Raw genomic sequence first — 23,442 nt, forward strand, 5'->3', positions numbered from 1 at the left:
ATTGCAGACTACAGGAGGCAGCGGCGCCCGGGAAAATAGCGAGCGCCGTAGGCGAGCGCTTTTTCACCACCGCTCCGGCTGGCGGGCGAAGACCAGGGCTTTCAAGCCGCTGTCAGGCTGGCTGTCGGCGAACTCCGGCGGGTTGTCCAGGCGCTCGACAAAGCGCAGGCCCGGCGCTTCGAGGGCCATGCTTTGCTGTAGAAAGTCGGGGCCGATGTCCGGGTCATTCATGCAGGCCAGGACCAGGCCCTGCTCGCCGAGCAACTCGGGCAGGCGGCGCAGGACTTTCCGATAATCCTGGGTCAGGACGAAACTGCCTTTCTGGAAAGACGGCGGGTCGATGATCACCAGGTCATAGGGACCGCTCTTTTTCACCTTGCCCCAGGACTTGAACAGCTCGTGACCGAGGAAGCTCACCCGACCCAGGTCATGTCCATTCAGGCGGTGATTGTCCCGCCCGCGGCTCAGAGCCGCCCTGGCCATGTCCAGGTTCACTACATGCTCGGCGCCACCGGCGATGGCGGCCACCGAGAAGCCGCAGGTGTAGGCGAACAGATTGAGCACCCGCTTGCCGCGCGCCTGGGCCTGTACCCAGCGGCGACCGTAGCGCATGTCGAGAAACAGGCCGGTGTTCTGCTTCTTGCCCAGATCCAGCTTGAAGCGCAGGCCGTTCTCGCTGATCAGCCACTCGTCACGCTCCTCGCCCAGCAGCCACTGGGTCGCACTGTCCGGCAGATAGCGGTGCTGCAGCAACAGGCTGTGCGCCTGGCTGTCCAGCCAGGCGCTCGACCGGGTCAGCGTCATGAGCATGTGTTGCAGCGCGGCCAGCTCCGCCGGCCCCGGCTCGCGGAACAGCGCCACCAGCAGCACGCCCTGCAGCCAGTCGACCGTGACCTGCTCGAGCCCCGACCAGCGGCGCCCGCGGCCGTGGAACAGGCGGCGCGCCTCGTCGGGAGCGGGGCTTAATGCGGCGAGCAACTGCTGCTGCAGGGTGGCGATGGCATCTGGGTTCATGGGGCGCTTTATCACATGGCGGTGTGGCGCATTTTAAACGCAACGGAGCGTTTAGCGAGCCAAGGTGGGCCCGCGCTGTTACTTGACCCCCAAGCGCTTGGCCAGGCGATGCAGGTTGCCGCTGTCGATCTGCAAGTGACGGGCAGTGGCCGACCAGTTACCGCCGAAGCTCTCCAGAGCCTGGCGGATCAGTTGGCCCTGAAACTCGTCGGTAGCATCGCGCAGACCGACAGCAAGCGCTGCGGTGGCCGCCTTGGCGGGTGTCAGCGGGTTCTGGCTGTCCGCCTGGACCGAGGCTTCCAGGCTGAAGTAGGCCGGCTTGAGCAGCACTTCGCCAAGGCCTTGCTCGGCCCGCGCCAGCACCGCGGCGCGGTGGATGGCGTGCTCCAGCTCGCGCACGTTGCCCGGCCAGGGGTAGCGCTGCAATAGCGCCAGCGCGGCCTTGCTCAGGGCCAGGCTGCCCAGGCCCAGCTGGCTGCGGCAACGCTCGCAGAAGAAGCCGCTGAGCAGGGCGATGTCCTCTTGCCGCTCGCGCAGCGCCGGCACCGTGATCGGGAACACGCTGAGGCGGTGGTAGAGATCGGCGCGGAACTGCCCGGCCAACACCGCGCCCTTCAGGTCGCGGTTGGTGGCGGCGAGGATGCGCACGTTGACCTTGAGGCTGCGGTCGTCGCCGATGCGCTGCAGGTCGCCGTACTGCAGCACGCGCAGCAGCTTGGCCTGCAGGGTCAGCGACAGCTCGCCGATCTCGTCGAGGAACAGGGTGCCCTGGTCGGCCATCTCGAACTTGCCGGCGCGGTGGTGGATGGCGCCGGTGAAGGCGCCCTTGACGTGGCCGAACAGCTCGCTCTCGGCCACCGATTCGGGCAGCGCCGCGCAGTTGAGGTAGACCAGCGGATGGTCGGCGCGCGGCGAGGCCAGGTGGATGGCCTTGGCCACCAGCTCCTTGCCGACCCCGGTCTCGCCCATGATCAGCACGTTGAGGTCGGAGCCGGCGACCACGCCGATTTCCTTCTTCAGCTGCAGCATGCCGCTCGACAGGCCGACGATCTCGTCCGCGCCCGGCTTGTTCGCCAGCGGGTTGGCGATCGGCGCCACCGTCTGCTGCTCCAGGCGCTCGACCAGCAGCGCATTGCTCAGCGCCGCCGAGGCCAGCGCGCCGATCAGGCGCAGCTCCTCGTCGTTGAAATGATCGAACTGGGCAGGGTCGTAACCGTCGATGGTCAGCGCGCCGATCAGGGTCTGGTTGGCGAACAGCGGCAGGCCGATGCAGGCATGCACCTTGAGCTGCTCGCGGCTGGGCAGGATCAGGTTGTCGTAAGGATCGGGCAACTGACTGTCGGCAGGGAAACGCACCACGTCGCCGGCACGGGCGATGGCCTCCAGGCGCGGATGCTCGCCAAGACGGAAGCGCCGACCGAGCACGTCCGGGGTCAGGCCATCGATCGCCAGCGGGCGGAACAGCTGGCCCTCGTAGCGCAGCAAGGCCAGGGCATCGCACAACAGCAGCTGGCGCAGGCTGTTGATCAGTTGCTGGAAACGATCCTGATTGGAGATACCCCACTGCAGGTCGAGGGCGATGCGCGCCAGGCTGTCCATCGAAAGTGACATGTTCTGTCCTAATGACTCAGATATGTCGAACTGACAATACAGGCACCCTGTCAATTAGACAATTGCAGATTACAAAACCCTTGCATTTCAATGACTTGGTAAATGGCACGACACCTGCAATAGAGACGGGCAGGCTTATCTATCCACCTCTGCAAGGTACGCATTTGTATGACTATTCTGCTCAAAGAAAACATCCACTGGGTCGGTCAGCGCGATTGGGAGGTTCGTGACTTTCACGGCACCGAATACAAGACCCTCAAGGGCACCAGCTACAACAGCTATCTGATCCGCGAGGAGAAGACCGTGCTGATCGACACCGTCGACCATCGCTTCAGCCGCGAGTTCATCCTCAACCTGGCCAGCCAGATCGACCTGGCGAGCATCGACTACATCGTCATCAACCATGCCGAAGAGGACCATGCCGGCGCCCTGTCCGAGCTGATGGCGCGCATCCCCGGCACGCCGATCTACTGCACCGCCAACGCCATCGACTCGATCACCGGCCACCATCACCAGCCGCTGTGGAACTTCATCCCGGTGAAGACCGGCGACAGCCTGGACATCGGCAACGGCAAGCAGCTGGTGTTCATCGAGACGCCGATGCTGCACTGGCCCGACAGCATGATGACCTACCTCAGCGGCGACGCCGTGCTGTTCAGCAACGATGCCTTCGGCCAGCACTACTGCGACGAGCACCTGTTCAACGACGAAGTCGACCAGCAGGAGCTGATGGAGCAGTGCCTGCGTTACTTCGCCAACATCCTCACCCCGTTCAGCCCGCTGGTCACCGCCAAGATCAACGAGGTGCTCGGCTTCAACCTGCCGCTGTCGATGATCGCCACCGCCCACGGCGTGGTCTGGCGCACCGACCCGGCGCAGATCGTCGGCAAGTACCTGGAGTGGGCCGACCACTACCAGGAAAACCGCATCACCCTGTTCTACGACAGCATGTCGAACAACACCCGGATGATGGCCGACGCCCTGGCCCAGGGCATCCACGAGGCCGACCCGAGCGTGGCGGTGAAGATCTTCAACGTCGCCCGCCACGACAAGAACGAGATCCTCACCCAGGTGTTCCGTTCCAAGGCCATCCTGGTCGGCTCCTCGACCATGAACAACGTGATGATGCCGAAGATCGCCGGCATGCTGGAGGAGATCACCGGCCTGCGCTTTCGCAACAAGAAGGCCGCCGCCTTCGGCAGCTACGGCTGGAACGGCGGCGCCGTGGACCGCATCCAGACCCGCCTGATGGACGCCGGCTTCACCACCTCGCTGTCGCTCAAGAGCAAATGGCGCCCCGACGGCAGCGCCCTGGAGGCCTGCCGCGCCCATGGCCGGCAACTGGCGCGCGAATGGGCCCTGGCCACGCCGCCGGGATCCAGCCGAGTCGCTGCTCCGGCAGCGGCCAAACCCGCCGCCCAGACACCGGTCGCCCCGGCGGGGGATGTCGGCCCGGCCATGCAGTGCAGCGTCTGCCAGTGGGTCTACCAACCCGAACTCGGCGAACCGCTGCAGGGCGTCGCCGCCGGCACGCCCTGGAGCGAGGTGCCGGACAACTTCCTCTGCCCCGAATGCAGCCTGGGCAAGGATGTCTTCGACGTACTGCGGGAGAAGGCAGCATGAGCCGCGAAATCCTCATCATCGGCTCGGGGTTCGCCGCCTGCCAACTGGTCAAGAGCCTGCGCAAACTGGACGTGGAGGTGCCCATCCGCATGCTCACCGCCGACAGCGGCGACGAGTACAACAAGCCGGACATCAGCCATGTGTTCAGCCAGGGCCGCAGCAGCGCCGAGCTGACCCGCCTGAGCGCCGCGCGCTTCGCCGAACAGTACCAGGTCGTCATGCAGCCCTTCACCCGGGTCGAGTCGATCGACCCGCAGGCGCGCCGCGTGCATACCGCCGACGCCAGCCACGCCTACGCCCAACTGGTGCTGGCCACCGGAGCCAGTGCCCTGGTGCCGCCGGTGCCGGGCCACGAGCTGCTGCTGACGCTCAACAGCCAGGGCGAATACCAGGCGGCCGAGGCGCAGCTGCGCGATGCGCGCCGGGTGCTGGTGCTGGGCGCCGGGCTGATCGGCAGCGAGCTGGCGATGGACCTGCTCAGCAGCGGCAAGCAGGTGGTGCTGGTCGACCAGGCCAGCAGCGTGCTGGCGTCATTGATGCCGGCGGCGGTCAGCGCCCGCCTGCAGGCCTGCCTGGTCGCCAGTGGCGCGCAACTGCGCCTGGGTAGCGGCCTGCAGCGCCTGGAGCGGAGCGGCGACGGCATTCGTGCCTACCTGGACGATGGCCAATGGGTCGACTGCGACAGCGCGATCGCCGCCATCGGCCTGCGCCCCGGCGTCGACCTGGCGCGCCGCACCGGGCTCGCCGTGGGCCGCGGCATCCAGGTCGACCGCCACCTGCAGACCAGCGCCGAGCACATCTACGCCCTGGGCGACTGCGCCGAGATCGACGGCCGCGTGCTGCCGTTCCTGCAGCCGACCCAGTTGGCGGCCAGCGCCCTGGCCAAGACCCTGCTCGGCCAGCCGCAGGTGTTGCAGCTGCCGCCCATGCTGATCCGGGTGAAGACCCCGCGCCTGCCGCTGCAACTGGCCGGCGAGACCAGCGGCGAGCACCTCGACTGGCAGCTCAGCTTCGACGACCAGGGCATGCTGGCCCAGGCCTTCGATGCGCAGGCGCAGTTGCGTGGCTTCGTGGTCAGCGAGGGCCGCCTGCAGAACGCCTTCGCCCTGCTACGCCAGTTGCCCGGCTGAAACGGCCGGGTGCCGGGGCGGACGCCGACGTCCGCCCCCTCCTTCGCCCGGCCGGAGCCCGGGCCTCGGGCAAACGGGTCCGGCATCTGGTGTCACGACAGGGTTCAAATGTCGCCAACCTGTAGGAGCACGCCATGCGTGCGAATCGCCGGCATGGCCGGCTCCTACAACGCGATGGCTAACGGTGTCCACGACAAATGATCGGTGACACGCCACTGGTGTCAATGCGCGCGGACTCACCCACCAAGCACCGGTTCATGCCGCCAAGTGTGGCACCGGTTCCATCATCCGCCGCGCCGACGTATGGCTTGTCCTGAGTCAAGTTCGGTGTGGGACGTCATCTCCCGCCAAGGCAAAGGGCTCTATAGTCCACTCAAACCTGCTTGTGGCGAGCCGTATCATGCGCAAGGGTCTCCTGCTTCTGCTGTTGTACCTGCTACCGCTGACCGGCTATGCCCAACGCGAGGTACTCGCCTGGACCTATCACCTGATACCGCCGTTCATCCTCGACCGCGACAGCCGGCAAGGGCTGTCCTACGACCTGCTCGAACTGTTCAACCAGCATGCGGACAACCGCGGCCGCTTCCACTTCAAGCTGGTCTATCAGCCGCGCAAACGCCTGGACCTGAGCCTGCAACGGCGCCAGGTCGAGCTGTTGCTGTGGGTCAACCCGGTATTTCTCGACGCTGCCCATTGCGCTCGATCCACCTGGACGCCCGCCCTGCTGCAAGACCAGCAGGAGCTCCTCTCGCGGGCGGAGCAACCGTTCGACTACGACGGCCCCGCCTCCCTGCATGGCCGCACCCTCGGCGGGGTGCTCGGCCACAGGTACCAGCCTATCGAGGCGGATATCGAGCGCGGGCTGATCCAGCGCAAGGACGTACTCCAGGGCGAGCAGAACCTCAACAAGCTGCTGAGCAAACGCCTCGACCTGATCCTCATCCCGCGCACTAGCGCGCTCTTCTATAGCCGGCGGCTGGGCTTGAACCAGCGCCTGCACTTCTCCGCCAGGCCGCTGAACGGCTTCAGTCGTCACCTGCTGCTGCAACCGGACCTGGATCCGCAGGTGGCCGAGTTCGTGACCCGGGCCACCGCCTCGCTGCAGGCCAACCCCGAGTGGCAGCTGTTGCTGCGGCGCTACGGGCTCGACTGAAGGCGGCGCCGGCTCAGCCAGCCAGACGCTTGACCAGGCGCGCCTGCAGTTGCGCAAGCTCCGCCGGATCGGCGCGGTTGGCGGCGTGGATGCCCAGGTCCTGGCCGGCAACCCGCGGGATGATGTGCATATGCAGGTGGAACACCGTCTGCCCGGCCGGGGCACCGTTGAACTGGGCGACCTGTACGCCGTCCGGCTGCAGCTCGGCGACCAGCACCCGGGTCAGTTGCTGGGTCACGGCCATCAGCTTGGCCAGGCTCTGCGCGTCTATCTCCAGGATATTGCGCGCCGCCACCCGCTTGGGGATCACCAGGGTATGGCCATGGGCCTGGGGAAACAGATCGAGGAAGGCCAGCACATCGTCGTCCTCGTACAGCTTGTAGCAGGGGGCCTCGCCGCGAATGATCTGGGCAAAGATGTTCTGCGGGTCGTAATCGCCATGCAGGCTCATCGGGGTTCTCCGTTGCGGTGGGTCGAAGTGCGCACCATACCGCTTTGCCCGCGTCGCAGGAAACCATGGCCCACGCTCCATCAACCCGGTTGATGCCCATTACTGCAACTATCGATTTTCACGAAGGGGCCGATAGTGGTTTGATTCCCCCGAGCCGCGTCACGCTGCACCTGGCCCGGCCTTTTCCCACCGCATGATGACTGGAAGCGCTATGACCGACCTCTCCGCCTACCCCATCACCCGCAAATGGCCCGCCCAGCACCCCGAGCGCCTGCAGCTGTATTCGTTGCCGACGCCCAACGGGGTCAAGGTGTCGATCATGCTGGAAGAAACCGGCCTGGCCTACGAGCCGCACCTGGTCAGTTTCGAGCGCAACGAGCAACTGTCGCCCGAGTTCCTCTCGCTCAACCCGAACAACAAGATCCCCGCCATCCTCGACCCCAACGGCCCGGACGGTGAGCCGCTGGCGCTGTTCGAGTCCGGCGCCATCCTGCTCTATCTGGCCGACAAGAGCGGCCAGTTGATCGCGCAGGACGCCGCCGGCCGCTATGAAACCATCCAGTGGCTGATGTGGCAGATGGGCGGAGTCGGGCCGATGTTCGGCCAGGTCGGCTTCTTCCACAAATTCGCCGGCAAGGACTACGAGGACAAGCGCCCGCGCGAGCGCTACGTCGAGGAAGCCAAGCGCCTGCTCGGCGTGCTCGACCGACGCCTGGACGGCCGCCGCTGGATCATGGGCGACGCCTACAGCATCGCCGACATCGCCACCTTCCCCTGGGTGCGCAACCTGATCGGCTTCTACGAGGCCGGCGAACTGGTGCAGATCGAGCGCTTCACCCACGTCAGCCGCGCACTGGACGCCTTCCTCTCGCGCCCGGCGGTGATCCGCGGGCTGGCCATCCCCCAGCGCGACTGAGCGGCTCGAGGTGCGCAGATCCGCCGCAGCGGGTATCGTCTGCGCACCGCCGCCCTCCAGGACCCAGCCGCTCCATGCGTACTCCCCTTCTCCCGATCAGCCTGCTCTGCCTCGCCGTACTCTGCCCGGCGGCCAGTCAGGCCAGGGTCGAGGTCGAAGCCGCCCAGCAGCAGCGCCTCGGCCCGGTGCTGGCCGCGCGGATTTCCGAGGACATCGCCCCGGGCGACTACGAAGCCCTGCTCAAGGGTTTGCGCGCCAACCCGGGCAAATTCGCCCGCAAAGTAGTGCTGCTGAACAGCATCGGCGGCAGCGCTCCGGAAGCCATGCGCATTGGCCGCCTGCTGCGCGAGACGGGCTTCGACGTTCTGGTGCCTACTGACGGCGTCTGTCAGGGCAGCTGCATCTACCTGCTGGCCGCCGGCCATAAAAAGACCGTCAGCGGCCATGTCGGCCTGCACCGCCCCTACTTTCCCAGCGGCGATTCGGCCCAGGCGCAGGCCGCTCACCAGGGGCAGCGCTACGACCCGGCCGCCTATTTGCGCGAAATGAACATCCCCACCCGCCTGGCGGACGAGATGCAGCGCATCGCCCCGCACCGGATGCGCGTGCTCTCGGCGCAGGAACTGGCCGGCTACGGGCTCGAGTGACGCAGCCCGCCGGGATAACCCTGGCCGGGACACGCGGCGCGGCTTTCCACGAAACGCTCATCGACCCGGCACGATCTGCTCGGTTCCGCCTCGCTTCGCGACCACGGAACCAACAGCGGCCGGCGTCGCCCCTGACCGGCAAGCCTCCCAGCGAGCCATGCAGCGTCTGCCGATTGCCGCCGGCTACGCGGATAAATAGCCAGCGCGCGTTGTCGTATCGCCAGGTAGGCAAGCGATCAAGCGCAATGCCCAGCCGCTGTCTTCTGTTGCGGAGGTGGTGAGATGAGCGTGAAACCCATGCTGGCTCTGTGGCTACTGGGCGCGATGGCCACCGCCTGGCTGAGCCCGGCGGCGGCCGACCATCGCCACGATGACGACGAGTGGGAGGAGGAGTTCCGGGACGGCCCGTGCCGGGTCAAGCGCGAGTTCGACGACGGCGACTACAAGGAAGAGATCAAATGCCCGCACGGCCGCGGCGCCCACTGGCCGCGTGGCGAGTGGAAGGACGAATACCGGGAGCGCGGCTGCAGGGTCAAGATCGAAGCCAAATACGACGAGTTCAAGAAAGAGGTCAAGTGCGATGACGATGACTGATCGGTTGCTCGGCGGCTGCCGAGAGGAATCCGCTCAGGGCGCATAGGCTCATCCGCCACCAGCGGTGCGCACGGCGCACCCTACCCCACCGGGCACATGGGCACATGGGCACATGGACGATCCGCGTTAGCCTGAAACACTCCGCTGAAGGCTGGCCGAGAAGGCGGCCCCTGGCGGATTCGCAGCCATGACAAGTAGGGTGCGCCGCGCGCACCAGGCATCTTCGCCAGCGGTGCGCACGGCCTAGGCGGCCCCGCGCACCCTACCCGGTCCGAGTAGGTGCCATGCCCGTCCTCGGGTCGATAGCCCTGGTATGCGGTGCTATTCTTGGTTCTCCCTTCCTCTCGTTCGCTGCCGCCGATGCGCTGCCGCGACGGGGTGGCAATGTGGAGAGTGGCCCATGTCTCGTCCGATGGTTCAAGGACCAGCCGGCGTGGCCAGTGCCTCGCATGGCGAGGCTTCGGCCAGTGCCCGGCTCGACGCCTGGCTGAGCGACCGCAAGCAGGCAGGCGCGTTGTTTCTCGATGTCGACGGCACCCTTCTGGATATCGCCGAATCCCCCACTGCGGTCTGCGTGCCGCGCGCGCTGTGCGCGGCCCTGGCATCCCTGCATCGACGCCTCGATGGCGCACTGGCGCTGGTCAGCGGCCGCCCGCTCGACGATCTCGACCGACTCTTCGCGCCGTTGCGGCTGCCCGCCTGCGGCGTCCACGGCGCGCAGTGGCGCGTGCATGCCGACAAGCCGCTGCAGCATGAGGCGGCGGCGCTGGCCGCGCCCGTGCGTGAGCGGCTGCAGGCCCTGGCGCGTGCCCAGGCCGGCATCCTCAGCGAGGACAAGGGCAGCAGCTTCGCCCTGCATTACCGCACCGCGCCAGCTTCCGGCCCGGCGCTGGCCGCGGCCCTGCACGCCTTGCTCGGCGAACCCGAGAACGCAGGGCTGCGCCTGCTGCCCGGCAAGATGGTGTTCGAGGTCATCGCCCATGGCAGCGACAAGGCCCAGGCGATCCGGCGCTTCCTCGAAGTGGCGCCCTTCGCCGGACGGCGGCCGCTGTTCATCGGCGACGACCTCACCGATGGGCCCGCCCTGGCCCTGATGCCTGGGCTGGGCGGGCTGGCCCTGTCGGTCGGGCGCCTGTTGCCCGGCGCCAGCGCCGTCTTCGCCGATCCGGCAGAGGTACGGGCCGCCCTCATCCGTGCGGCAGGGGGATAGCGCGATGACCAACAAACACCAGGGTGCGCTGGAACTCGGCCTGATCGGCAATTGCCGCGTCGCCGCGCTGGTCAATACCCTGGGCCGCCTGGTCTGGTGGTGCTACCCGAACTTCGACGGCGATCCGGCCTTCTCGCGCCTGCTCGCCGGCGACCAGGAGAAGGGCTTCTGCGATTGCCTGCTCGACGGCCTGAGCAGCAGCCGCTCGACCTACCTGCGCAACACCGCGATCATCAGCACCACCCTCGAGGACGCGGCCGGCAACGCCGTGCGTATCACCGACTTCGCCCCGCGCTTTCTCCAGTACGGCCGCCACTTCCGCCCGGCCCAGCTGTGCCGCCTGATCGAGCCGCTGCAGGGGCTGCCGCGCATAACCCTGCGCATGCGCCCGACCCATGGCTACGGCAAACCCTGCCAGGCCGCCGCCGGCTCCAGCCACATCCGCTACCTGGGTGGCGCCGACCCCATCCGCCTGACCACCGATGCACCGCTGTCCTACATCCTCGGCGAGACCCCGTTCGCCCTGACCCGCCCGATCAGCCTGGTGATGGGCGTCGACGAGCCGCTCGACGATGCCCCGCAAGAGGTGGTCAAGAGCTTCCTCAAGCGCACCAACGCCTGCTGGCACGAATGGGTGCGCGCGCTGGCGATCCCCTTCGAATGGCAGCAGGTGGTGATCCGCGCCGCGATCACCCTCAAGCTGTGCAGCTTCGAGGAGACCGGCGCGATCATCGCCGCGGTGACCACCTCGATCCCCGAAGCCCCCGGCTCGCAACGCAACTGGGATTACCGCTACTGCTGGCTGCGTGACGCCTATTTCGTGATCCTGGCGCTCAACCGCCTCGGCGCGACCAAGACCATGGAGCGCTACGTCGATTTCATCACCACGGTGGCGGCCGGCGGTGCCGAGCTCAAACCGCTGTACGGCATAGTCCCCGACCTCGACCTCACAGAGCGAGTCGAGCCCGACCTGGCCGGCTTCCTCGGCCACGGCCCGGTGCGGGTCGGCAACCAGGCCGCCGAGCAGATCCAGCACGACGTCTTCGGCTCCGTGGTGCTGGCCGTGGCGCAGAGCTTCGTCGACGAGCGCCTGCCCAATCCGGGCGATGAGGCCATGCTGCGCCTGCTCGAGTCGCTCGCCTCGCGGGCGGCCTGCTTCGCCTTCGAACCCGATGCCGGCATCTGGGAATATCGCGGTCGCCAGCGCGTGCACACCCATTCGGCCCTGCTCTGCTGGGTCGCCTGCGACCGGGTCGGACGCATCGCCGCACGCCTCGGCCTGGCGCCCGCGGCAGCGACCTGGCGCGCGGAAGCACAGCGCCTGCGCCAACGCATCCTGCGCGACGCCTGGAGCGAGCGGCGCCAGGCCTTCACCGGCAGCTTCGGCCACGACGACCTCGACGCCAGCGTGCTGCTGATGCACGAACTGGGCATCATCGACGCCCAGGACCCGCGCTTCATCGCCACCGTGGACTGCGTGGGCCGCGAACTCAACGTCAACGGCCACCTGCTGCGCTACGCCACGGCCGACGATTTCGGCCTGCCCGAAACCGCGTTCCTGGTGGTCAAGTTCTGGTACCTGGACGCCCTGGCGGCGATCGGCCGGCGCGACGAGGCCCGCGCGCGCTACGCCGAGCTGGTCGCCGCACGCAACACCTACGGCCTGCTCGCCGAGGATCTGCACCCGCATACCGGCGAGATGTGGGGCAACATTCCGCAGACCTACTCGATGGCCGGGCTGGTCAACACCGCCATGCGCCTGTCCATCAGTTGGGAGGAAGGCCTATGTCGCGGCTCGTGGTGATCTCCAACCGGGTTGCCTTGCCCGACGAACAGGGGCGCCCGGCGCCGGGTGGCCTCGCGGTGGCGGTGGAGGCCACCCTGCAGGGCCGCGACGGGCTCTGGTTCGGCTGGAGCGGGCAAGTCGCCGACGACCCGCCGCCGCCCACGACGCTCGAGTGCGGGCACATGACGTACGTACTCACCGACGTGCGCCCGCAAGACTTCCGGGAGTACTACAACGGCTTCGCCAACCGCGTGCTGTGGCCGATCCTGCACTACCGGGTCGATCTCGCGGAGTTCTGCGAGACCGATCTCGACGGCTACCGGCGGGTCAACGCGTTCTTCGCCGAGCGCCTCAGCCCGCTGCTCGAAGCGGATGACATCCTCTGGGTGCATGACTATCACCTGATGCCGCTGGCGCTGGCCCTGCGCGCACGCGGCCATGCCAACCGCATCGGCTTCTTCCTGCACATCCCCATGCCCCCGCCCGACCTGCTGACCGCCCTGCCCCATCACGCCGAAGTGGTCGGCGCGCTCACCGAATACAACCTGATCGGCTTCCAGACCGACAACGACGCCGGCAACTTCGCCCGTTACCTGACCAGCGTGACCGGCGCGACCACCCGCGACGGGCGCCACTACCACCTGGGCCAGCAGCACTTTCGCGTCGGCGTGTTCCCGGTGGGTATCGATAGCGCGGGGTTTCGCCGCCTGGCCGAGGCCGCGACGCACAGCACCTTCGCCGAGGAACTCGACGAAAGCCTCTCCGGGCGGACCCTGATGGTCGGCGTCGACCGCCTCGACTACTCCAAGGGCATCGTCAACCGGCTCGACGGCTACGAGCGCTTCCTCGAGAAATACCCCGCCTGGCACGGCCACCTCAGCTACCTGCAGATCGCCCCCGGCAGCCGCCAGGACATCCCCGAGTACATCGAAATCGATGCCGCCGTCAGCGCCAAGGTGGGGCACATCAACGGCCGCTTCGGCGCCGCCAGCTGGGTGCCGCTGCGCTACGTCAGCCGCAACCACAGGCGCGAGGAAGTCGCCACCATCATGCGCATGGCGCGCATCGGTCTGGTCACGCCCCTGCGCGACGGCATGAACCTGGTAGCCAAGGAGTTCGTCGCCGCCCAGGACCCGGCCGACCCGGGCGTGCTGATCCTCTCGCAGTTCGCCGGCGCCGCCGCCGAACTGGACGCGGCGCTGCTCGTCAACCCCCACGACCGCGATGCCATGGCCGACGCAATCCACCGCGCCCTGGACATGCCGCTGGAGGAACGCCGCGCGCGCCACCGGGAGATGTACGCCGTGCTGGAGACCAACCACATCCGCAACTGGGGCAACAGCTTCATCGAGGCCCTGACCTGGCCGGGGCGCCCGCCCGAGTGATGGGCGGAATATCTCAACCCTGCCACGGCAACAGCTATGCGTTGCCAGGCCGCAGGCGCCCTGGCTTGGCTCGGGCGACACACTGCACTATGCTCGGCCAAACCAAGGGAATGCCAGCCAACCCCGCCCATCCGGCCAGGACCGCCGTCACTCCCTGTCTTTTTGTCATGCAGTCGCCAGCCCCGTTGTGCGCAGGGGCGGCGGTAGCGTGCCCGAGTCACAGCTAACCCAAAGGGCTCTGCACCCCGGCAAACCCCTGGCCCAGTACATGGGTATAGATCTGGGTGGTGCGCACATCGGCATGGCCCAGCAAGGTCTGCACCGTGCGGATATCGCTGCCGCGGCGCAACAGCTCGGTGGCAAAACTATGGCGCAAGGTGTGGCAGCCGGCCGGCTTATGAATGCTGGAGCGTCGCACCGCCTGTTTGACCGCCTTCTGAATGGAGCTGACATGGATGTGATGGCGCACGACAGTGCCATCTTCATCCATGCACAGTCCGGTGGAGGGAAACAGCCATTGCCACTCGAACGAGCGAGCCGCATTCGGGTATTTGCGGCGCAGCGCAAAGGGCAGGCTAACGGCGGCCTGATAGAAACTGTCCTGCTGCTTCCAGGCCGCGAACATGCGCTGCCTGCGCTCCAGCAGTGGAGTTATTAGCGAGGCCGGCAGCAACGTGGTGCGATCCTTGGCGCCCTTGCCATCGTGCACGGTGATCACCTGCCGGTCGAAATCCACATCTTTGATGCGCAGACGCGCCGCTTCCACCACCCGCAAGCCGGCGCCATACATGAGTGAGGCCAACAACTGGTAAGGCTGACCCAGCAGGCCGATGAGCGCCGTCGCCTCGGCATGTGTCAGTACGCAGGGAATGCGCGCAGAGCGCTTGGCCCGCACGACCTCGCCGACCTGGCCCAGTGGCTGTTGCAGCACCTTAGCGTAGAGAAACACCAGAGCATTGAGCGCCAGGTTCTGGGTCGCGGCTGCCACCTTGCGTTCCACTGCCAGCCAAGTGAGAAAGGCATTGACCTCTGCTGCGCCCAATTCCAGCGGATGGCGCAACTGATGGAAGCGGATAAAGTAGCGAATCCAGTACCAATAGGTCTTCTCGGTGCGGATGCTGTAGTGATGCACTCGCATCACCGCTCTGACCTGCTCACGCAGACGGGGCTTGGAGGCTGAACTGTCCATGTCGGCTCCTGTTGCTGTATTTTTATACAGTAGTAATGGTAGCGCAGAATGCGGAAGTCAAGCGAATACGGGAAAACACCTGATGCACTGGCGTAACATGTTGATCTGTAGGGATTTTCAGTTTCACAGATTCAAATTGGTGCGTGCTTATGCGGAATCCACTAGCATCGGATTAACGAAGAATTCCATCTAATCACTGTTAGGCAATCAACAAAATGGCGCATTTATGTTAAGAAATTTAGCTGCTTGGTATAACTCAAAAACCAACAGACAAGTAAATATACTCAGAATAACCGTGGTTTTATTATCGGCTATACCTATCATCGGGTGGATTTTTATTGCACCGTGGCTGATACCACTAACCCTTTTTCTAGAGTTCCACCGTCAACCCGTAGCCAAGGAACCCACCAAGCCTGAGTAAATGATGGAAGTGATAATAACAATAGCCACTCTTTTGGGTGGCTTATCTGCATTGTGGTTTTTCTGGGATAAAGTGAAATCAATATTTATACGAATATTCAGCAACAGGACTGATCCAGAAAATATCTTGGCTATTTCGGATGATGAGTTTGCAATGCTAGAAAAGATCTTAAAATCCAAAGCTAAAAAAAGCTATCTACCAATATCTGATTCAGAGCTTTCGCTTTGCAAAGCTCTGGTAAACCAAGGTTGGCTTAACCAAAAGAGCGACTTTACTTTCACACTTACACGAAAGGCGCTCAAGCATTATGCCTAACAAGTTGCTGCACTCGGACAAATTTTCCGCTGCGCTCCAAATTTGCCGGTGAGCAAGGCGTTAGCTAACCGCATTCTGCTTAATGGTTTTTTGCACCGCGTACATCCGCAACATCGCTCCACTGCTTTCGGGTTTACAGCGGTTCAAAATTTGCGTTTACTGATCGTCCGCCGCCACTATCGAGGCACGTTTAAATTGCGGTTTTTCAGTTTCATCGAAACATTAAATTTACTGCGTTGCGCCAGGCTCATCGCGCAATGCGTTACAAGCGGGAAAGCGGTGCTTTAGATTATGCGTACATCCGAGCGTCTAACAATTGGTTCAAATCGCTCGCTGCGCTCGCTGGGACGGGCTAAAGCCCGCCCTTTAACCAAACGTTAGGCGTTTCTGGGGGACAGAATGGGTGACTGGGAAGATACATTTGGTGCTGCGGGGATGTCAGCGGACTTTGCTCCTTGGGATTCACCATGCTGGAACGATGATTGGGAGCACGAGCTTCGTGCAATCGGCTATTTGACTCTTAAAGAGTGGAATGCAAGCGGGAGAGTTATCAAGGCGGGTGAAAAAGGAACGTTTTTACCTTGCGCAAAGCTTATGGTGTTCAGTGAGAGCCAAACAGAACTATCCCAAAATACTCATAATCCCAGGCAGAACGCATCGTCTTATTTTGACGACTTCAGTGAGGCATTGGATTGGGCTAAACGCAACCCAGGAAAATCAATAACAAGATCTCCTGATGGAAAGGGGTTTATCGCAAAATGAAAAGCTGGATTCATAATAAGGCATCTGTGATTTTCTGGTTCACTCTCGTGATCTACATCCTTATATGGATGACAGTTTCGTATATCGGCGTCTATGTCACATATATTGCCGGCCCAGTTTTACTAAGCTCTGGAATCATCGCGTGGTTTACATCCCCAAGCGACGGAAACGCCTAACAAATGGTTCAAATCGTTCGCTGCGCTCACTGGGACCGGCGAAGCCGGCCCCTTAACCAAACGTTAGGCGGCAATATCTGCACTATCTAATGAGGAATCAACTACAAATTGAGAACGCGATCGCAAAAGAATAAATGGTTACTAGAGAATAACCCATCAACCAAAAATATAAGACCAAAGAACCATGAATAATGAATTAAATGAAAAAATCAAACAGCACGACATAATCAAACAGCAAATCACTGTTTTTATTGAAAACATAAAAACTATATTCAATGACAGAAGTATAAACACCTTAGTCGACTCCTGCTTATCTTACTTTCCAGCAAACGACAACGATGGTTTTTTGTTTTATACGAACGACACAACACAAGATATTGCCACAACACTTGACGGGCTTGAAGGAACCTTCACTCTTCTGGCCAATAATCTAGAAACAAAGCACAATAAATATTTAATTACAGAGTCGCTAGCCTACACTCTGAAGTACTACTTCGCTACATCTGATTCAAAGGAGTCTCCATTTGCTGAGTTTTATGCGCTGAGTATGCTTCTGTATACAATCAATAGCTGGCTCGAAGCAGATCTATACTCACCAATAGACAATCTCATCAGCGACTTGAAAAATGACTGCCTAAATCAGAAACATATTTTATATGAAAGACGCCGCCAGCTGACGAAGAAGGATATATACGGATTCGTCGATTTTTCCGCATGGGAAAAAGAAAAGTTTGATTACTCTACAAAATTAATCGCAAGCCATGACATCGATTCTAACGACAACCTTGGATTTTCTATCCTCAGCCTTTTGGTAAATAACGTTGTGGACTCCTGCATAGGTGACTTGGATATTGACACCAAGAACTTCTTGGCCACTGAGCATGATCCAGAACCAACAAATCATAAAAAAGGACTTGATTACGAAACTGAATGTCTCACCCTCTTTCGAGAGAGTGGCTGGACTGCGATGGAGACCCCTAAAACAGGAGATATGGGGGCAGATATTATTGCCCAAAAGAGGGGCTTTAACGTTGTAGCACAATGCAAGAACTGGGCTGGCAAAATTGACACCTCTGCTATTCAAGAAATCAGCACAGCGAAACTTTATTACGAGGCTGACTTAGCCTTATTAATCTGCGAAACAGAGCAAACTAGGCAAGCCCAGGAAATGGCACAAAAACTTGGAATCCTCGCTATTAAAAAAGAAGATATCCCAGTAGTCGAAATATTAATAATCAAGAAACTCACTAGAAATACAATCTAGAGCAGTACCCCCCCCTACAGGGTCGGGCCTACGTAACTGACCCCAAGTGCATTCCGCCTAACTAGTGGTTCAAATCGCTCGCTCCGCTCGCTGGGACGGGCTAAAGCCCGCCCCTTAACCAAACGTTAGACGTCTACCGTTACCCCCAAGAAACGAGCCAATAGGGAGATCGCGGAAATGAAATTAGCAAATATCGTACAAAGAGGATGGGATGCTCTCGGAGCAGGCAATTTCGATACGCTTGTTCAGGATTATATAGACGACATGACATTCATTATGCCGGGACAAGATAATGTACTAAAAGGGTGCCAGCCCTTCCGGACAGCGCTTGATGGTCTCAGCAATATTCTTCCACCAGGTTTCCAGATCACGAAATTGCGCAATATAGAAGGTGATGGCGAAGTCGTTTCTATTGTTGAGTGGAAATCGGCCAAAATCGAAAATTCGCAACTGGCCGTGCTCTTCAAATTTGCAGAAGAAAAAATATACGAAGAGCGATGGTTTATTGATACAGAGCAATGGAAGAGTGCGTTCTAGAGAGCCGTCTAACAACTGGCTCAAATCGTTCGCTTCGCTCACTGGGACGGGCTAAAGCCCGCCCCTTAGCCAACAGTTAGCTGCTTAATCATGACCTCTAAAACTCTCTACGCCATAAAAGCATCAAGAAAAACTGGTGAAGAACCATTAATTGTTAACGATAAGTCCGTAGCCCTTGACTTATTGTCATTCTGGCAATGGTCATCATCTGATCTAATAAGCAACTCACTTCGTGGAGTTTTGGCAGAATACATAGTTGCCTCGACAGTAGGCTGCAATACCGGTGTTCGCACAGAATGGGACGCATATGATCTCAAAACAGAATCTGGTATTCGTATCGAGGTTAAATCCGCTGCTTACCTCCAATCATGGAGTCAGAAAAAATTATCTAATATCAGCTTTAGTGTCCGCCCTGCCCATGGCTGGGATGCAGAGTCAAATTCAAGATCAAAGATAAAAATCAGGCCCTCGCACGTTTATGTATTTTGCGTACTCAAACACAAAGAAAAATCCACAGTAAATCCATTAAACATGGATCAATGGGGTTTCTACTGCATAAACACAACCAAACTTAATAATGCACTTGGCTCACAGAAAAGCATTAGCCATTCTCGGCTTCTGAGCCTAGAACCGATAAAGTCTTCTTACCTAGATTTAGCCGAAACAATTAAATCCGTAGCGGAGTCAAGCAGCTAACAAATGGTTCAAACCGCTCGCTTCGCTCACTGGGACGGGCTAAAGCCCGCCCCTTAACCAAACGTTAGGAATAAATTTGTAGCCAGATCAAAATCAAATCTGCTCGCTGCTCACAGTAAAAATCAAAAGGAGATACCATGATTAAACACAATATAATTAAACTTACTTTTGCACTCTCTACCTTTATGGCTTCAGTTTCGTACGCAGAACCAGAAATCGAAGAGTGGTACTTATCAAAAAACGGAGAACACCTAGTAAGAGATTCAGTCAACGGCACGCTTCACGCCCAACTTGCCAACTCGAAATCAGGAAACCCTGAAGTTTATATATTTATGTTTGATTCAGACTGCGAGGGTAAAGAGAGCACCATTACCTCCCACAACCCTCTGTATGTAAATGGCACTCTGGTCAGGTATCTTCAATATTGCGAAGGCGAGCGGCGCTATTTCTTTCCAGCCACAACAGAAGGCAGAAAATATTTATTTTCAGAGTTTAAAAATAAAAGCTTTGTAGACGTAAGCACTCACAATAAATCTTTTACTGCAATTTTCTCTGCGAAGGGCTTTTCAAAATCACTTAATGAAATACAGGTAAACTCGAAAGCTATTTAGTCAGGCGCATTCCTAACAATGCACTCAAATCGCTCACTTCGTTCGCTGGGACGGGCTAAAGCCCGCCCCTTAGCTTAATCGTTAGGCCTAGAAGAAAAACAAACATGACCGAAGAAGAGTCGCTTCTCGCTGCTATCAACGAAAACGTAGAGTTGCACTCGTATGACTCATCTTGGCCACAGGTGTTTGAAGCTGAGCGAGAACGCCTCATGTCTCTATTTCAAGATGTCTTTATAGACATTCAGCACATTGGAAGCACCGCGATTCCCGGTCTTATTTCCAAGCCAATCATCGATATTATTGCTGGCGTTGAGTCCATATCAATTGCCGAACAACTTGCGTTGCCATTGTGTGAATCGGGCTATAACACTTCTGCTGAGTTCAACGAGTCATTGTCAGATCGAAAGTGGTTCATGCGTTGGGCAAGCGGGCATCGAACGCATCATCTTCATCTTGTCGTCCATGGCAGTACAATCTGGCATGAACGACTAAAATTCAGAAATACGTTACGATCTAACTCCGAGTACGCAACAAAATATGCAGAGCTGAAGACAAAAATCGCCACCATGCATTCCACAGATCGGGAGGCTTACACTAATGCAAAAGAAGAATTCGTCCTTTCCATATTGCGCGGGGCCTAACAAGTGGTTCAAATCGTTCGCTTCGCTCACTGGGACGGGCTAAATCCCGCCCCTTAGCTTAATCGTTAGAGCAATAGAGTATGAATGAGCAGATACCTCCATCCAGGCAAGCGCTGAGAGAAGCATTGGCATTGTCTGAAGACATACTAAGAAATATTGAGCTATGTGAAATGCCATTAGCCAATATTTTGTTGAAAGCATCAAGGCTGGCTCGGCTATTAAATGATTTTGATAACCAGAAAATAATGGAGTTAGAAGCCAGTGGATATCCTTCAACACCAGACGGTGTATCTCAGGATATTTATCGCTTAGCCGTTATTGCTGGGCGTGAGTCGCAACAAAAAAATGAAAAAACAGGCGAAATAAAAACCTACATATACACAACTTCGGTTGAGGAATTGGAACAGGAAGTAAAGTCTGCAGATTCCGCTCTGGCCGCAGCTCGCGATCCGGACGTTTCAGTATCATCAGCGAATCCAAACCAGATGGTTTGGAATCCAGTTGGAAATAAGTTTGAGAGGGACACTATTCGCACAAACGCGGCTCGAGCTCAGCGCCGCCTTTCATCACGGCGTTCGTTCATTTATTCGTATACCCTTAAGCGGCATCATGAGCTTAAATTTTCTGGAATTGCTGATGATATTTTTTCGAGAATTCGCGAGAGTGTGGATGGAGCGATTGGCGAAAGAGTTCCGGTTGCAGCCCAAAAACTTGTGGCAGTCTATGAAAATTTGAAATCCGAAAATCCAGAAGACTGGGCTAATGCGGTTCATAGTTGCCGAAGAATACTCCAAGATTTGGCTGACTCATTGTATCCACCGAGAGAAGATATTGAGAAAGATATCGGTGGCAAAAAACGCACAATAAAGCTTGGTCCTGACAATTACATAAACCGACTGATAGCCTTTCTCGAGGAAAATTCAAATTCCGAGCGGTTTGAGGAGATTGTTGGCAGCCACTTGGGATTCGTAGGCGACAGGTTAGATAGTGTATTCAAAGCTGCTCAGAAAGGTTCGCATGCTGGCGTTTCTAAGGACGAGGCAGATCGATATGTGGTTTATACATACTTGGTCGTTGGAGACATACTGAGCCTACTGTGAAAAATTGCTCTAACAAACCAATCAACTTCGCGCCTTCGGCGCCGGACGCAGCAAAGCTGCGCCGGTTATTGAAGCGTTATACACAAATTCAAATCCTCGCAGAGGTCGCCAATCTTGAAAGAAATTTTTGATCCAGAATTCGAGGGTATGAGGTTAAATCAGCTAACCAGTCAGTGCCTTCCAGATATGGAAATTTCTGGCGAGATATTTTTTGGGGCACTTGGTAAAGAAAATCGGCTTGATTTTGCAACATTTTTTTTCGACAAACCCAGCCAATACAAGATAGACAACTCAGGTTATAAAGATCTCCTGATAAGCCTCTTAGACTGCTTAATCATCTATCGCAGCAGTCATGAGCAAGAGTTTTCTCGGGACGGAATTGTAAAAATTAAAGACTCATTCGCCTCGATAGAGTGGATTAAAGACGGTGAAGCAGAGACTCTCGCAGACATCAAGAAGAGCGCCAGTCCACAATGACAAACAAAACAATCATCTCATCAATTGACAAAAATAATTTTTATATCGCGATTGAAAATTTATTCACCCGCTTCCCTGAGAAAATAACTTGTGTATCTGAAGAAAGCTTTCGCAGGGTATACGACTCGGAACATGCAAGAAAAGCGAAGAACATAGTCTACCTATTTCGCAGCGAGAAAAATGTTAGTCGCCTGAAAGGCGAAAGCAACATAATTTATATCGGCCAAACGAAATCTAGCTTCAATAAACGATATCATCCTCACGCAAAACGTCATGCAACATCAGAAGCAAATTCCCTAAAATTTTCGCACATAATCGAAAACTACGGCCCCATTAGCATTTCGGCATGTAACTTCTCAACGTTCGGGGAAAGCATTTTACAGGCCGAGGGACAGTTGCTGTGGTGGTACTTCCAAAACCACTGTGAGTATCCGCCCGTGAATTATACAAAAACAAAAGTAAGAAATAGTGTGGTTTGCGTATAACAATGCGCTCAAATCGCTCACTTCGTTCGCTGGGACGGGCTAAAGCCCGCCCCTTAGCTTAATCGTTATAACCAGAGAGTTCGCCATGCATCGGAGTAAAGGCTTTAACCAAGGATTACCCAAGAAGGCTCTCTTTGGCTATCCAGCTTGGCTCATCCTTGCTTTACTCTTGCCCATAGCCTCGGGCACCGACTTCCTATCTGCTCTATTAAATCAAATATCAACTATCCAAAACACAACTGAACAATGGTTTCAGCGCAGCGGATCTCTTACAACCGTAATTTGCGCAATTATCGAAGGTTTGATAATGGTTCGTTTGCACCGCCAAATGCGCGGGGAGCCTACACAGGAAACGGCGGCCGGCTTCTTAACCCTTGAGGAAGTCAAGTATTTAAATGTCCTGCAGTGGGCCGCTTTATTACTCTTAGTTTGTGGAACCATCATCTGGGGATACGGCGATGCCATTCACTCAGCTTGGTTATAACAAGTCGCTCAAGGTCACTCACTCCGTTCGCTGGACAGTCAAAAGCTGCGCTTTTGCCTGCCCCTTAGCTTAATCGTTAGGCCTATATGGAAATCATCAAACACATCGACGGATCCGAGAAAGTAGAGAAGGCGCTTGGGCTCTGGCCTTCCTTCCATGATGCTGAGGTGATTTCTTTTTCTGTATCGCGAGCATTGCCACTAGACACAAACATTTGCTTTGCCAAACTCGTTGTTCATGTACGGCAATATGCTGAGGTTGGCGTGGGCACTGCTGAATATGCGCTAGCAATCGTCAAAAGCGTATTGGTTAACTTTATTTTTAAGGGCGTTTCTGATCTTTCAGTTTCAGAGTTCAATCATCAGAACGTTATAAATTCAATTGAATTCAAGAGCACAGAAGCACTGGGGGCGCCCAGCATCTCCGGCGTTTTTCAAGGTAGTTGTCGCGTCGACCGTGTTTTTTATGCCGCCTCTTCCAGCGCGGATTGCTCCCGTTCCGGGTTGAGCATGACGGCCCCGATGGGCTCCCAGTTGCGCGTGTTACCTGACCAGCGCCTCGGGTGACGGGCACGGGCTTGCTGATACAGCGCATGCCGGCGCGCCAACACCTGATGATCCTCGCCGCGATGGCGCTCGGCCGGTGAGACGAAGCGGATACGGCTATGGCGGTGCTCATGGTTGTACCAGCGCATGAAGTCCCTGACCCAGCCCCTGGCTTCATTCAGGTCGGCAAAGCCGTCCTGCGGCCATTGCGGGCAGTAT

The 23,442-nt window shown here is 58.5% G+C and carries 24 protein-coding genes and 1 pseudogene; 20 read left to right on the forward strand and 5 right to left on the reverse strand.

Annotated features, from left to right (window positions below; genetic code table 11):
* Positions 1 to 63: 63 nt before the first annotated feature.
* Together BM315_RS18990 and norR are read right to left on the reverse strand one after the other, a co-directional pair.
* Positions 64 to 1,014, reverse strand: coding sequence for a class I SAM-dependent methyltransferase (locus BM315_RS18990; RefSeq protein WP_090504167.1), 951 nt, complete (start codon positions 1,012 to 1,014; stop codon positions 64 to 66).
* A 78-nt stretch (positions 1,015 to 1,092) separates the two neighbouring features.
* Positions 1,093 to 2,625 carry a nitric oxide reductase transcriptional regulator NorR gene (norR, locus tag BM315_RS18995; RefSeq protein ID WP_090504170.1) on the reverse strand — a complete coding sequence of 511 codons (1,533 nt, stop codon included), beginning with the start codon at positions 2,623 to 2,625 and terminating at the stop codon, positions 1,093 to 1,095.
* A 168-nt stretch (positions 2,626 to 2,793) separates the two neighbouring features.
* Here norR and norV point away from each other — a divergent pair, with 168 nt between their 5' ends.
* The 3 genes from norV (at position 2,794) to BM315_RS19010 (ending at position 6,531) form a co-directional block, all read left to right on the forward strand.
* Complete coding sequence (gene norV, locus BM315_RS19000) at positions 2,794 to 4,248, forward strand: anaerobic nitric oxide reductase flavorubredoxin (RefSeq protein ID WP_090504173.1); 1,455 nt, start codon at positions 2,794 to 2,796, stop codon at positions 4,246 to 4,248.
* A complete protein-coding gene (norW, locus tag BM315_RS19005; RefSeq protein WP_090504176.1) occupies positions 4,245 to 5,378 on the forward strand; it encodes an NADH:flavorubredoxin reductase NorW in 1,134 nt (377 codons plus the stop codon). Before norV ends, norW begins: the two co-directional genes overlap by 4 nt.
* A gap of 400 nt (positions 5,379 to 5,778) precedes the next feature.
* A complete protein-coding gene (locus tag BM315_RS19010; protein ID WP_090504179.1) occupies positions 5,779 to 6,531 on the forward strand; it encodes a substrate-binding periplasmic protein in 753 nt (250 codons plus the stop codon).
* A gap of 13 nt (positions 6,532 to 6,544) precedes the next feature.
* Here the strand turns inward: BM315_RS19010 and BM315_RS19015 are convergent, their stop codons facing one another.
* Positions 6,545 to 6,982, reverse strand: coding sequence for an HIT family protein (locus BM315_RS19015; RefSeq protein WP_090504181.1), 438 nt, complete (start codon positions 6,980 to 6,982; stop codon positions 6,545 to 6,547).
* A 211-nt stretch (positions 6,983 to 7,193) separates the two neighbouring features.
* Between BM315_RS19015 and BM315_RS19020 the strand changes: the two genes are divergently transcribed.
* The 6 genes from BM315_RS19020 (at position 7,194) to BM315_RS19045 (ending at position 13,520) form a co-directional block, all read left to right on the forward strand.
* Positions 7,194 to 7,898 carry a glutathione S-transferase N-terminal domain-containing protein gene (locus BM315_RS19020; RefSeq protein ID WP_090504187.1) on the forward strand — a complete coding sequence of 235 codons (705 nt, stop codon included), beginning with the start codon at positions 7,194 to 7,196 and terminating at the stop codon, positions 7,896 to 7,898.
* A gap of 74 nt (positions 7,899 to 7,972) precedes the next feature.
* Entirely contained in the window at positions 7,973 to 8,545 is a 573-nt protein-coding gene (locus BM315_RS19025; protein ID WP_090504190.1) for a COG3904 family protein, read from the forward strand.
* Positions 8,546 to 8,827: 282 nt separating this feature from the next.
* Positions 8,828 to 9,139 carry a hypothetical protein gene (locus BM315_RS19030; protein WP_090504192.1) on the forward strand — a complete coding sequence of 104 codons (312 nt, stop codon included), beginning with the start codon at positions 8,828 to 8,830 and terminating at the stop codon, positions 9,137 to 9,139.
* Between the two features lie 400 nt (positions 9,140 to 9,539).
* Positions 9,540 to 10,349, forward strand: a complete 810-nt coding sequence (gene otsB, locus BM315_RS19035; protein WP_090504195.1) for a trehalose-phosphatase — start codon at positions 9,540 to 9,542, stop codon at positions 10,347 to 10,349.
* Positions 10,350 to 10,353: 4 nt separating this feature from the next.
* Complete coding sequence (locus BM315_RS19040; RefSeq protein WP_090504198.1) at positions 10,354 to 12,153, forward strand: glycoside hydrolase family 15 protein; 1,800 nt, start codon at positions 10,354 to 10,356, stop codon at positions 12,151 to 12,153.
* A complete protein-coding gene (locus BM315_RS19045; protein WP_090504200.1) occupies positions 12,135 to 13,520 on the forward strand; it encodes an alpha,alpha-trehalose-phosphate synthase (UDP-forming) in 1,386 nt (461 codons plus the stop codon). Before BM315_RS19040 ends, BM315_RS19045 begins: the two co-directional genes overlap by 19 nt.
* 223 nt (positions 13,521 to 13,743) lie before the next feature.
* Here BM315_RS19045 and BM315_RS19050 read toward each other — a convergent pair whose 3' ends face one another.
* Positions 13,744 to 14,709 (reverse strand): integron integrase, encoded by a 966-nt coding sequence (locus BM315_RS19050; RefSeq protein ID WP_090504202.1) that lies wholly within the window; start codon positions 14,707 to 14,709, stop codon positions 13,744 to 13,746.
* A gap of 424 nt (positions 14,710 to 15,133) precedes the next feature.
* On the opposite strand from BM315_RS19050, the gene BM315_RS24420 reads away from it, so the two are divergent.
* The 11 genes from BM315_RS24420 (at position 15,134) to BM315_RS25560 (ending at position 23,244) form a co-directional block, all read left to right on the forward strand.
* Positions 15,134 to 15,445: a hypothetical protein gene (locus BM315_RS24420; RefSeq protein WP_141123977.1), complete on the forward strand. Its 312-nt coding sequence runs from the start codon at positions 15,134 to 15,136 to the stop codon at positions 15,443 to 15,445.
* A 399-nt stretch (positions 15,446 to 15,844) separates the two neighbouring features.
* The gene (locus BM315_RS19055; protein ID WP_090504204.1) at positions 15,845 to 16,207 is read left to right on the forward strand and encodes a hypothetical protein; all 363 of its coding nucleotides are present in this window, start codon (positions 15,845 to 15,847) and stop codon (positions 16,205 to 16,207) included.
* 360 nt (positions 16,208 to 16,567) lie between these two features.
* A complete protein-coding gene (locus tag BM315_RS19060; protein ID WP_090504206.1) occupies positions 16,568 to 17,647 on the forward strand; it encodes a restriction endonuclease in 1,080 nt (359 codons plus the stop codon).
* A 177-nt stretch (positions 17,648 to 17,824) separates the two neighbouring features.
* Entirely contained in the window at positions 17,825 to 18,184 is a 360-nt protein-coding gene (locus BM315_RS19065) for a nuclear transport factor 2 family protein (RefSeq protein WP_090504209.1), read from the forward strand.
* 90 nt (positions 18,185 to 18,274) lie between these two features.
* On the forward strand, positions 18,275 to 18,880 hold the full coding sequence (locus BM315_RS19070; RefSeq protein WP_090504211.1) for a hypothetical protein: 606 nt from the start codon (positions 18,275 to 18,277) through the stop codon (positions 18,878 to 18,880).
* A 137-nt stretch (positions 18,881 to 19,017) separates the two neighbouring features.
* A complete protein-coding gene (locus BM315_RS24425) occupies positions 19,018 to 19,491 on the forward strand; it encodes a hypothetical protein (RefSeq protein WP_141123978.1) in 474 nt (157 codons plus the stop codon).
* A 104-nt stretch (positions 19,492 to 19,595) separates the two neighbouring features.
* Positions 19,596 to 20,132 (forward strand): GrpB family protein, encoded by a 537-nt coding sequence (locus tag BM315_RS19075; RefSeq protein WP_090504213.1) that lies wholly within the window; start codon positions 19,596 to 19,598, stop codon positions 20,130 to 20,132.
* Between the two features lie 80 nt (positions 20,133 to 20,212).
* Entirely contained in the window at positions 20,213 to 21,232 is a 1,020-nt protein-coding gene (locus tag BM315_RS24705; RefSeq protein ID WP_170862260.1) for an AbiTii domain-containing protein, read from the forward strand.
* A gap of 114 nt (positions 21,233 to 21,346) precedes the next feature.
* On the forward strand, positions 21,347 to 21,709 hold the full coding sequence (locus BM315_RS19085) for a hypothetical protein (RefSeq protein ID WP_141123979.1): 363 nt from the start codon (positions 21,347 to 21,349) through the stop codon (positions 21,707 to 21,709).
* A 570-nt stretch (positions 21,710 to 22,279) separates the two neighbouring features.
* Positions 22,280 to 22,678, forward strand: a complete 399-nt coding sequence (locus BM315_RS24430) for a hypothetical protein (RefSeq protein ID WP_141123980.1) — start codon at positions 22,280 to 22,282, stop codon at positions 22,676 to 22,678.
* An 86-nt stretch (positions 22,679 to 22,764) separates the two neighbouring features.
* On the forward strand, positions 22,765 to 23,244 hold the full coding sequence (locus tag BM315_RS25560; RefSeq protein ID WP_090504222.1) for an Imm50 family immunity protein: 480 nt from the start codon (positions 22,765 to 22,767) through the stop codon (positions 23,242 to 23,244).
* Here BM315_RS25560 and BM315_RS19095 read toward each other — a convergent pair.
* Positions 23,142 to 23,442 (reverse strand): annotated as a pseudogene (locus tag BM315_RS19095) (IS3 family transposase); the annotation flags it as partial. The gene BM315_RS25560 and the pseudogene BM315_RS19095 sit on opposite strands and share 103 nt — an antisense overlap.

Origin of the sequence: Pseudomonas borbori (assembly GCF_900115555.1) — a bacterium.
Lineage (GTDB): Bacteria > Pseudomonadota > Gammaproteobacteria > Pseudomonadales > Pseudomonadaceae > Aquipseudomonas > Aquipseudomonas borbori.